Source organism: Psychrobacter sp. Cmf 22.2, assembly GCF_001921745.1.
Lineage (GTDB): Bacteria > Pseudomonadota > Gammaproteobacteria > Pseudomonadales > Moraxellaceae > Psychrobacter.
Genome location: NZ_MRYA01000001.1, coordinates 317683 through 329275 on the forward strand (window position 1 = coordinate 317683; position 11593 = coordinate 329275).

An 11593-nucleotide genomic window follows, 5' to 3' on the forward strand; every position below is an offset into this window, starting at 1 on the left:
ACTTTATTCTGGTATGGCAATGGCAGCTGGTCTTCAAGTCTCTCCTATCTCTTTAAGCTTACAAGCTCGAGAGAATGCTAGTGGTTTGACACTAAGTAACTCTAGTAATCATGTGATAAACGCACAAGTGCGGATACATCGATGGATGCAAGACGATACAGGTGATCAACTCATTCCTTCGCGAGAGTTATTAGCGAGTCCACCTATGACAGAGCTAAAACCAGGTGAGCAGCAGTTGGTGCGTATTATCCGTGCCAAAGCACCGCCACAAGGTACAGATGCTGTAGAGGGTTCTTATCGGATTTTGATTAATGAGATACCAGTCAAATTACCAGAACAAACGAGTGGCCTACAGTTCGCTTTAAGCTACTCACTACCAGTGTTTGTGCAGCCCTTAGGGGTCAACAAGACGAGTCCGCAGTTGCAGTGGAGTATGCATCCGCAGCCGAATAACGAGCAGGTCAAAATACGTGTTAGTAATCTTGGTAATGGGCATGCAAAACTGTCTGGTCTGAGTTTTGTTGACACAGCTGGCAATAGCCTAGATCTCCATCAAGGTTTGCTAGGGTATGTGTTACCCGGTGCAACTATGTATTGGACACTGAAAATATCATCCTCTGCTCTAATATCAGGGGGTACATTCAAGGTTATACTGAATGGTACAAAGACGACACCCGACGTCACATTGGATAATACTGCTCGCTAAAATCCTTTTTTTACAAAGTATTGCAGTTTCTACTATCCACGCTGCGGTTCTAACTGAAGGTATCTCTGCTAGCAGTGTCGTTAAAGACACTGCTTTTTCATCTAAACCCCCTATGAATACCTTAGTTTCCAATACCAACGATTTACATAGTAACGATAATAAACTGGTACAGCCTGATACGAAGCGCTATAACCCTAACGATAATTCTGGATTGGATCTGTATTTGGACGTTACGCTAAATGGCGCAAGTAAGGGTCTGATTCACTTTGTCTACCATGACGACCGCCTTTGGGCAACTACTGCTGTCCTACAACAAATGGGCTTTATCTTACCACAAGATGTTAACGATACTATTCCACTCAAGAGTTTGCCTGACCTCAAGATTGATTATGACATGCGTCAGCAATCGCTTGAGCTTATCGCACCTCTTAATATGCTCAATTTAGATACTACTATACGTAATACGCGGACTAACAAGCGTCCGATACCAACCGTATCACCTGGTCTTCTATTGAACTATAATATTCATGCCACTCAAAACCATCACAATGCCAAAAATCTAAGCGCTTATACTGAATTGCGCGCGTTTAACGCTCACGGTGTAGTTAGTTCTACTGCTTTAACTACTGGCAATCGTTCTGCTGATAGTGTCAGTCTTGACGGTGAATGGAAAGGTCAAACGGTAAGGTTAGATACGAGCTGGAGTCAGTCGTTCCCTGACAAGTTACTGACAGTTCGTGCAGGTGATATTCTCACAGGTGCACTGTCTTGGACGCGTTCTACACGTTTGGGAGGTCTGCAGATTGGTACCAATTTTGATCTACAACCCTATCGATCAACCACACCTTTGCCGTCATTTTTTGGGTCAGCTACCTTACCTTCAGAGGTAGAGTTGTATGTCAATGGTCTTGAACACTATAGCGGCCAAGTACCCGCAGGTCCTTTTGAGCTAAAAACTGCGCCCAGCATTAGTGGAGCCGGTACTGCTCAACTAGTGGTGACAGATGCACTAGGTCAGAGCACGACTCTTAATTATTCTTTATATGATACTCATCGTTTGCTACAACCAGAATTACTTGACTGGTCACTAGAACTTGGAGCAGTTCGTGAAAGTTATGGGATTGAGTCTTTTGATTATGGTGACACTATTGCTGCCAGTGGTACATTGCGTTATGGAGTAAGCAATAATTTTACCGCAGAAGCCCATGCCGAGGTGGTTCATGGCCTTAGCAATGCAGGTATTGGTGGGACTTGGCTACTAGGTCGCGCAGGTGGTATTTTGTTTGCTTCGATAGCTGGTAGCGACAGTCAGGGAGAGGACGGTATACAATATAGTACCAATTATTCTTGGAATAACAATAGATTTAGTATGGGTTTTAATGCATTGGGTACTCATGGAGTGTACCGTGATGTAGGCTCACAGTATGGCGCTGCGCCTGTAAGACGTAGTGAGCAAATCTCAACTGGCTATAGCTCACCGTCCCTAGGAAGTTTTGGGCTAAGTTACAATCAGACTACCCAGGCTGAGATGGAGTCTACAAAATTCGTTAGTGCCTATTGGTCTAAAGCCTTTGGTAAAGGCTTGAGCCTAAACATGAATTACAATCATGATCTCAATCATTCTGCTAATAGTAATATTTCCATTGGGGCCTCTTTATCTCTGGATCGCAATATGTCGATAAGCAGTAGTATGCAACACACAGACGAGCATAATGTCGTGATTGCTGATATTTCAAAATCAGTCAAAAGATCAGGTGGTATTGACTGGCGCGCGCAGGTAAGGCGTAGCGCAGCTACCAACTCTGCTACACTTTTAGATAAAAATATAGAAAATTATAATAGTGTTAGTGCGTTGGCTGAGCTAAGTTATCTTGGGCGATACGGACGGGTACAAGGTGGAATCAGCAGTATTGATAGTCAGTATGCTACTTATGCCAGTGGTATAGGATCGTTAGTGATGATGGGCGGTGGTATATTCCCTGCTCGCCAAATTGATAATGGTTTTGCTGTAGTATCTACAGGGGATATCGCTAACGTGCCTGTCCTGTTACAAAATAACCCCGTCGGTACTACCAACAAACATGGACTATTACTAGTAACGTCACTTAATGCCTATCAAAACAATAAAATTGGTATTGACCCTATGCAGTTGCCTGCTGATACGCGTATCAATAAAGTGAATATTGAAGCAGCGCCAATGGATCGCACAGGAGTCATGGTAGTCTTTGATATTGCACCGGTCCGCTCCGCAACTATTATTTTAACAGACAGCGCGTATCAACCGATTGCGCTTGGTAGTCAAGTAAAAATTCTATCTAATGAGGATGCGCCAACGTCAGTGATAGGTTTTGATGGAGAAGTATATCTAGACACTTTAGGGGAGGACAATATACTGGAAGTTACTACGCCTTCTGATGGTATCTGTACAGTGAAATTTCATTACGCCAAGCAAAGTGACGAGATTCCGCTTATCGGTCCTCTTGTCTGTCATAAGGTACAATAATGTTACGACTTCAACGGTATTACATATTACTTATAGTATTAGTTATTTTTTTCTTAACTAAACCTGCAACCACATTCGCTGATATTGGTTCTGGACCCATTAGCTGTACCCGATCAGGTAGTGCGAACAATATCAACAGTTTAAATTTTGGGGTGGTTGATCCTTTATCCAGCCCAGCTACGACTTCGGCAACCCTTAATTATGAATGCAAAGGAAGTGAGGGACATGATTCAACTGCACGAATCTGCTACACTTTTGGACCTTTAAACTCCAACCATCCCTACTATGAACTACTCGGACCAAGTAACTCATTATTAGCTTTCAATTTATTCTCCGATCCAAACTTCACACAGCCAATTACAGATGATGAACCGCTCCAACTGGTGTTGACGGGAAGTAACAGCACGACTATGACTGGTAGTATTACGGTATATGCTCAGACTGTTGCTGGACAACCCCAGCTTATTCCAGGTAATTATACGCTTCAGAACCAAGTGTTTATGACAGTCAATTCAACAGAGGGAAGAAGTGCCCCAGCCAATTGTATTGCCGTAGACAGCTCAGCTTCAACCTATGAGTTCCCGTATAATAGTAAGGCTTCTGTTAATGCGCACTGTGCCGTTACTACAACGGGAGCTTTAGATCTTGGTAGAGTTACTGCGACCACTACACCTATCTTAGGATCGGCGTCTAATCTTATCAATGTCACCTGCACCAATGAAACATCCTACAACATTGGTTTAGCTCCTTCTATGTACAACGGTGTAGTAAATAATAATGGTGTTGGAGTCTTGAGAGGAACCAGAGACAACGTTGATGTGGTACGTTATCAACTCCAATCAAATGGAGGTGGTGCAGTATGGGGCAACAATGGTAACACCTATGCTACCTTAACCAATGGTGTCATAGGTCAAGGTAATGGCGCCGCGCAATCACATACTGTATACGTAACTGTACCAAATACTGATGTAAAGCCTGATAGCTATTCTGACATAGTTACTATTAATGTGAATTATTAAACACTACTTACAGTCTAATGTATATTGTTAAACCCTAAATAAATATGTTTATTAATATTAATAGTAGATTGTTAAAAGACAAAGTACTGGTTGTAGAATCAAACTTTCTAAGACACCTTTAGAAATGCTATATGATTAAATACGAGTTAACCAAATTCAGCTTGTTATAAAAAATCTCCAGTTTAACCACTGGTTTTTTTGTATCTGTAGAATACGAGCTGTAGTGAAAATTTTTTAAAGGTTGACAGTACTTAAACTTAGTTAACAACAAACTTACGCTAGCATATCTAAGAAGCAGTTATCTCGTATTTGAATAAATGAATGTTTAAAAAACAAAGGGAGAGCAAAATGGACTGGATAAGTATTTTTATTTATGACACAACATGGTCTTTTGCAGTAGAAATAACCATACGTACTATAATCATGTTTAGCTTGATTGTTTTGTTGTTACGAAGTACTGGCAAACGCGGTATTCGTCAACTCACTATTTTTGAGTTAACTATGATTTTGGCACTGGGTTCTATCGCTGGTGACCCAATGTTTACTGAAGATTTGCCACTTATTCAAGCAGCGCTCATCATGAGCCTCGTCCTACTTCTCTATAGACTTTGTACTTGGTTTACTACAAAGCACAAGCTCTTTGAGCTTTTATTAGAAGGTAAGCCTACCTATATCGTAGAAAATGGTTTGTTGATACTTGAAGATGTTGAAAAAGGTAAAATGTCGCACGATGAATTTTTTACTGAAATGCGTCAACAAGGCGTGCGTCACCTAGGACAAGTAGAGGTAGGCTTGCTCGAAACAGATGGTGAATTTAGTGTATTGTTATTTCCACACGATGAAACGCAGTATGGACTGCCTATTTTTCCTAAAGAGTTTCAGGTAGCGAAAGTGATAGAAGATGGACATCCTTATGCCTGTATGCATTGTGGCTATGTGCAACATATCTCAGCGCTAAATGAAGTATGCAACCGTTGCTATCATTCAAAAGGTTGGGCGAAAGCGCTTAATAACAAAATCGTGAACTAGTCATTAGTGATTGTTTACAATATCAATAATGCTCTTACAAATAAGGCTATTTATGCTGCGTAGTTTTTGCTCAGGTGGCCCATCACATAAGCTGCGAAAATCATATACTTCATCCTTATAGCCAATACAATAAAAAAAGGTACCAACAGGCTTTTCTTCGGTTTCAGAGCCTCCTTTTTTTAGCAGTCCGGTACAAGCGACATGTAAGTCTGCATCAAACATCGTTTTAGATTTATTGACGAGCTCTTGCGTGACTTCTGATGATTCAGGAGTACAATCATCAATTAACTGGCTGGATATATTCAATACATTCTTTTTTATTGAGACGTCATAGCATACCAGTCCACCCATTAACACATCGCCTGAATACGGACACACAGAGAACCGATGCGATAAATATCCAGCGGTCGCGCTTTCAATAAAGACAATAGTCAGTTGTTTATCCGCTAACACTTTTGCACAGCTATCAGACACAACACCCTCCATTAGTACAATCAGAACCAATCCCGAATATTACAGTACTATTCCATTTGAAAATCAATCTATGTCGTGATTGGATTGCGTAACAATACGTCTTCCATTTTATCGTCGCATAGCACTGGTAATGGCATTAATATTCAACGCACAAAGTAAAAAAGACTGCATCATATATCAATGCAGTCCTTTTTTTACTTTAACGATAGACGATAATACAGAGTTATACGCCTACCGAAAAGTTGTTTTTAGTATTGATTTTCACGGCGCCATTCATCTACGTCACGTTCAGCATCCGCTCGTGAATGACCATAACGCTCTTGGACACGACCAACTAATCTATCACGGTCACCTTCGATATGGGTGAGATCATCATCTGTTAAGTCTGCCCATTTTTGTTTTACTGAATTTTTGAGTTGGTTCCATTCGCCTTTTAGGGTTCGATTATCCATATTGTGCTCATCCATTTTTTGCTGATTCTTGTATTGATTATCCATACTTTGTTCATGGGTGGTTTGATTGTCCATTGTCGTATTCCTTTCTTGTTTATTATCATGTAATTTTCATACATCAGTCTTTGTGTTAATTTTGACTGATATAAATAATATAGAATATTCAATATTATGCCGTCTGTACAAAGTATGTTTATACTTATATCAAGTTATTAATTACATTACTCTAATATTTCAATCATTTAAACATGGTGTTAGACTCTCAGTATTATATATATAACAAGAACTTGCGTAATATAGTAGGGAGTTTCTAATAATCAAAAGCTTGATACAGGCTATGATTTCAGCTTAGACTAATTAATAGCTAAAAATTTATGGTTAGCTTGTAGGGTGAAATATTTACTGCCATGCTCAATGTCAATTAATTCTAAAACAGCTTTTAAGTCACATCTATGTTTGAATTCGATATTAGTTTGAGAATCTTAACGTATCATGCCTTCCAATTAGGCATCGCTTTTATACTGTCGCTCCCAATCGCACTGAATCGTGAGCTTGAAGACAATGGTGCTGGGCTAAGAACTTTTCCTTTGGTGACCATTGCATCATGTGCTTTTATGCTAGTGGGCATGGATATCTATCAAGGATCTGATGCGGAAGCTAGAATCATGTATGGCATTATTACTGGAATGGGCTTTATTGGTGGTGGGGCTATCTTCAAAAATGAAGATGGTGCAAAAGGCACGGCAACCGCTGCTGGACTATGGAATACGGCAGCTATCGGCATCTCTGTTGCCTATGGCCGTTATGAGATTGCCATTATACTGTCCGTAGTCGGATTTTTGATCCTACAATTCTCAAAACCCTTTAAACCAAAACATGAGCGATAAAACTGTCAATGACAAAGAGACTTGTTAAATAAAAAGATTCCCAGTTTAGTTTAACGACTGGGAATTTTTTTGCCTATAAACATGAGCTGTAGCAAAAGTAAAAGCAATCATAACAGCGATACAGATTGATATTGTCATAAAAATACTATAAGATTCATTTAAAATGAACTTTTAAGAAGTGGACTAACGTTACTTTGAGTATTTGTTCTAACAAGGCTCAATTAAGCGTCAAAAGTTTAGCCACTGTTGTCAATGTCAGTACCTCAACTTATCAATGTAATGAAACACTAAGGAAAATATCATGGCGTCACCAAAAACGATAGAGATTGTAAAAGCAACCGTGCCTGTGCTTGAAGAGCATGGCACTGCGATTACCACCGTGTTTTATCGAAACATGTTTAAGGAGCACCCAGAGCTCTTAGACATCTTTAACGAGACCAATCAAAAGCTAGGTCGCCAGCAGACTGCCCTTGCGACCACGGTTTTGGCCGCTGCCAAACACCTTGAAAATTTGGCTGTTTTGTTGCCACAAGTAACCCAAATCAGTCACAAGCACCGCGCCTTACAGATCTTGCCAGAGCACTATCCTATCGTGGGTAAGCATCTACTTGGCGCGATAAAAGAAGTGCTAGGAGAGGCGGCTAATGACGACATCATCGACGCTTGGACTGAAGCTTATGATGAGATTGCTGGCGTCTTTATTCAACTAGAAGAAGATATGTATGAGCAAGAAATGTGGGAAGGTTTTGCGCCCTTTAAGGTCGTTGAAAAGGTGGCAGCAGCCACCGATATCGCCGCCTTTACTGTCATTCCAGTCAATAATAATTCAGAAAACAGCCAAAATATTGACCTAAGTAAGCTCAACCTGACTGCCGGTCAATATATTACGGTAAAAACGGATCCAAAAGACAGTGATCATATCGCCCTGCGTCATTATTCTTTGTATTCTGCTAATACTGATAAAGGTATCCAGTTTGCGGTAAGACGTGATAATCGCAATGAGCATTATGGTTTGGTTTCCAACCATTTACATGATGAAGTAGAGGTTGGCGATACTATTTTATTATCTGCCCCAGCTGGCGACTTTGCGCTCAACCAAGATCTGGTGCAGCAAAACGATATCCCATTAGTTTTGATGAGTGCTGGCGTTGGTGTCACGCCGATCTTATCGATGTTAGAGGCGCAAGTAACAGCGAACTCAGACAGACCTATCATTTGGGTATATGCGTGCCAAAATGAAGAGCATCATGCCTTTGATACTGAGATTAATAAGCTTTTAGAGTCAGCAGCAAACGTTGAAAAAAATATTTTCTACTTTGACGCTGGTCAAATACTCGATGAACGTTATCTTGCGACGCTGCCAGAGCCTGCTGATATTTATGTATGCGGGTCAATGCCGTTTATGGAAAGTATGATTGATGGACTGATGAAGCTTAATCATGGGGTAGATAATGTCCATTATGAGCCATTCGGTCCTAAGATGAGCTTAGAGCTGTCTTAGTTTAATAATTAAAACATATTTAAGTCCTTACTAAATAAAAATAATAGAGCGACATTTAAACGTTTTATTGGGTGGCATTAAGGCCATTCACGTTTAAGTGTCGCTCTGTTTTTTGTATTTAACTTTAACAAAAATAAAGTAGCGTACTTCTCCTTAGTAGTTTTGCACTCATGTAGTTACCTCGTAAACAAATAATAAAAACAGAAACTTACCCTTCACATTACTAGAGTATTTGTATAAAATACCGTCTGTATGGTTTCTTTGGTAAATTTACATAATTGATTGTTGGCCCTTTTACGCTCAATCGAGAGAGTATGCTTGATTTAAAATAGGTAATTTAATTATGAGTCCTACCACTATTGCTTACGGTTATCTCGCGATTGCTATCATTTGTGAAGTGGTTGGCACGACGTTTTTGGTCAAGTCAGAGCAGTTTACGCGTTTGGTGCCGACCTTAATTATGGGCGTGCTTTATGCCATCTCGTTTTATTTATTGACCCAGACTATCAAGACCATACCACTTGGCATCGCTTATGCGCTGTGGGGCGGTCTGGGTATCGTACTGACCTCGCTGGTCGGGGTTTTCTTTTTTAAGCAAAGTCTCGATGCAGCTGCCGTGGTCGGTATCGCGATGATCGTCGGCGGCGTGATGGTGATGAACTTACTGTCTAATTCTGTGGTGCACTGACAGGTAGGTGAAAATGAACATGGACATAAAAATGGAAACACAAAACGCCCATAAACGTAAAAAACAGCCAGAGCTGGTACGGCGAGCACTGCTCGATCAAGCAGCGCGTATCACGCTAGAGCAGGGCTTGTCTAAAGTGACCTTTCAAGCAGTGGCAGATGCCGTCGGCGTGACCAAAGGCGGGGTGATGCATCATTTTGCTACCAAGGACGCGCTTATCTTAGAGGTGTTTTATGACGCGATGGCCAAGTTTGAGGCGGAAGTCAATGCCGCCATGGCAAAGGATCCGGTCAGCTACGGCTCGTTTACCCGCGCTTATATCGATGCCACCATCAGTTTGGGCGAAAAAGGACAGGCCGAGTTTAATAGCCAAGCGACCTTGTATGTGTTGATGCTGGGGGATCGGATGCTACGCGAACGCTGGGCTGAGTGGTCAAATGAGCAGCTAAAAAAACACGCGGATACTGACAACACCGAAACGCTATGTATGGTGCGTCTGGTTGCCGATGGTATTTGGCTCTCGGACTTTTCGGGTATCGACATCTCGGACAAAGCCTCAATACGTGAGCGCTTGTTAAATATGACGCAGCAAGACTTTGATAAACAGCCTTGATAACTGATTTTGACAAATAACTTTGATAAACAGCTTTGATCCATAACACGCACGCAGAAAATTTAACCTTTAACCCATGACGGCATGATTGACTGAACGCTTTTTATAAAGCTTTAGTCGCCTTAAGGAAAACTTATGACAACTACTCAGACAAACGTAAATAATTTACAAGACATTATTGATTTCACACAAACGCAGACCGCTTATATTAACGGTCGCTATCTGGCGGTCGATGATTCTTTAACGACTTTTGACGATATCAATCCAGCGACGGGTGAGGTTCTGGCGACCATTCAGCAAACGACCGCTGAGCAAATCGATGAAGCGGTAAAAGCGGCGCAACAAGGGCAAAAAGTATGGGCGGCAATGACCGCAGTTGAGCGTGGCCGTATTTTGTCAAAGGCAGTTGCGATATTGCGCGAGCGTAATGATGTATTGGCATTGCTTGAAACCAAAGACACCGGCAAAGCTTACTCTGAGACCAAGTATGTCGATATCGTAACCGGTGCTGATGTCGTTGAGTATTATGCAGGGCTTGCACCAATGATTGAGGGTCGTCAGATTCCACTACGTGATAGTAGCTTTGTTTATACGCGCCGTGAGCCGCTTGGCGTCGTCGCCGGAATTGGCGCGTGGAATTATCCGATTCAAATCGCCATGTGGAAAGCTGCACCAGCATTGGCTGCGGGTAACGCGATGATTTTTAAACCATCAGAAGTCACGCCGTTAACCGCCTTAAAATTAGCAGAAATATTTACTGAGGCTGGCATGCCAGATGGCGTGTTTAACGTCGTACAGGGCGATTATCAAGTAGGTGAAGCACTGACCCAGCATCCTGACATCGCCAAAGTATCGTTTACTGGCGGGGTGCCGACTGGTAAAAAAGTCATGGCAAGCGCGGCATCATCGTCGCTAAAAGACGTGACCTTAGAGCTGGGCGGTAAGTCGCCATTGATTATCTTTGAGGATGCCGATATCGATATGGCAGCGGATATCGCCATGATGGCGAACTTCTATAGCACCGGTCAGGTCTGTACCAATGGCACGCGTGTATTTATCCCAAAAGCGCTACAAGCCAAGTTTGAAGAAGCGATTTTGACGCGGGTCAAACGTATCAAACTCGGCGATCCGATGGACGAAGATATTAATATGGGGCCGCTAGTGAGCTTCCCGCATATGGAGCGGGTGCTGGGCTATATCGAGCAAGGCAAAGCGGGCGGCGCGCGTTTATTGGCAGGCGGTGAGCGAGTGACGACAGACGAGCTGGCCGATGGTGCGTATGTCGCGCCAACGGTGTTTACCGATTGCAGCGATGATATGACCATCGTACGTGAGGAAATCTTTGGCCCAGTAATGTCGATATTGACTTATGAGAGCGAAGAAGAAGTCATTCGCCGTGCCAATGATACCGAGTATGGCTTGGCGGCAGGGGTGGTAACCAAAGATCTAACCCGCGCGCACCGCGTCATCGGTCAGATAGAGGCGGGTATCTGCTGGTTAAATACCTGGGGTGAGTCGCCTGCGCAAATGCCAGTTGGCGGTTATAAGCACTCAGGTATCGGCCGCGAAAACGGCGTCGAAGCCCTTGAGCACTATACGCAGACCAAATCTATCCAAGTAGAGCTGGGTAAGTTTGAGTCGGTATTTTAATAATTTGTATTGAGAAGATTCTTAATCAGTAAGATTGATTCATTTGGGATAATTTGGCCTTTTGATTCAAT

At 42.1% G+C, this 11593-nt stretch carries 11 protein-coding genes; 9 read left to right on the plus strand and 2 right to left on the minus strand.

Going from position 1 to position 11593, the window contains the following annotated elements:
- The first annotated feature begins 19 nt into the window (after positions 1–19).
- The 4 genes from BTV98_RS01360 to BTV98_RS01375 all read left to right on the plus strand — a co-directional run bounded on the left by BTV98_RS01360 (position 20) and on the right by BTV98_RS01375 (position 5257).
- Positions 20–706, plus strand: a complete 687-nt coding sequence (locus tag BTV98_RS01360) for a molecular chaperone (RefSeq protein ID WP_082638043.1) — start codon at positions 20–22, stop codon at positions 704–706.
- Entirely contained in the window at positions 657–3209 is a 2553-nt protein-coding gene (locus BTV98_RS01365) for a fimbria/pilus outer membrane usher protein (protein WP_083606053.1), read from the plus strand. The genes BTV98_RS01360 and BTV98_RS01365 overlap by 50 nt, the downstream gene beginning before the upstream one ends.
- Positions 3209–4228 (plus strand): spore coat protein U domain-containing protein, encoded by a 1020-nt coding sequence (locus BTV98_RS01370; RefSeq protein WP_058369184.1) that lies wholly within the window; start codon positions 3209–3211, stop codon positions 4226–4228. Before BTV98_RS01365 ends, BTV98_RS01370 begins: the two co-directional genes overlap by 1 nt.
- A gap of 348 nt (positions 4229–4576) precedes the next feature.
- Entirely contained in the window at positions 4577–5257 is a 681-nt protein-coding gene (locus BTV98_RS01375; protein WP_058369185.1) for a DUF421 domain-containing protein, read from the plus strand.
- A 3-nt stretch (positions 5258–5260) separates the two neighbouring features.
- On the opposite strand, the gene BTV98_RS01380 is transcribed toward BTV98_RS01375, so the two are convergent.
- Positions 5261–5743: a CinA family protein gene (locus tag BTV98_RS01380; protein ID WP_058369186.1), complete on the minus strand. Its 483-nt coding sequence runs from the start codon at positions 5741–5743 to the stop codon at positions 5261–5263.
- 236 nt (positions 5744–5979) lie between these two features.
- On the minus strand, positions 5980–6183 hold the full coding sequence (locus BTV98_RS01385; protein ID WP_058369297.1) for a CsbD family protein: 204 nt from the start codon (positions 6181–6183) through the stop codon (positions 5980–5982).
- 452 nt (positions 6184–6635) lie between these two features.
- On the opposite strand from BTV98_RS01385, the gene BTV98_RS01390 reads away from it, so the two are divergent.
- The 5 genes from BTV98_RS01390 to betB all read left to right on the plus strand — a co-directional run bounded on the left by BTV98_RS01390 (position 6636) and on the right by betB (position 11522).
- Positions 6636–7070 carry an MgtC/SapB family protein gene (locus tag BTV98_RS01390; protein ID WP_058369256.1) on the plus strand — a complete coding sequence of 145 codons (435 nt, stop codon included), beginning with the start codon at positions 6636–6638 and terminating at the stop codon, positions 7068–7070.
- A 301-nt stretch (positions 7071–7371) separates the two neighbouring features.
- On the plus strand, positions 7372–8571 hold the full coding sequence (locus BTV98_RS01395; RefSeq protein ID WP_058369257.1) for a globin domain-containing protein: 1200 nt from the start codon (positions 7372–7374) through the stop codon (positions 8569–8571).
- Positions 8572–8914: 343 nt separating this feature from the next.
- Positions 8915–9259 carry a multidrug efflux SMR transporter gene (locus BTV98_RS01400; RefSeq protein ID WP_058369258.1) on the plus strand — a complete coding sequence of 115 codons (345 nt, stop codon included), beginning with the start codon at positions 8915–8917 and terminating at the stop codon, positions 9257–9259.
- Positions 9260–9290: 31 nt separating this feature from the next.
- Positions 9291–9872: a TetR/AcrR family transcriptional regulator gene (locus BTV98_RS01405; RefSeq protein ID WP_058369259.1), complete on the plus strand. Its 582-nt coding sequence runs from the start codon at positions 9291–9293 to the stop codon at positions 9870–9872.
- Positions 9873–10007: 135 nt separating this feature from the next.
- Complete coding sequence (betB, locus tag BTV98_RS01410; protein WP_058369260.1) at positions 10008–11522, plus strand: betaine-aldehyde dehydrogenase; 1515 nt, start codon at positions 10008–10010, stop codon at positions 11520–11522.
- Positions 11523–11593: the final 71 nt, after the last annotated feature.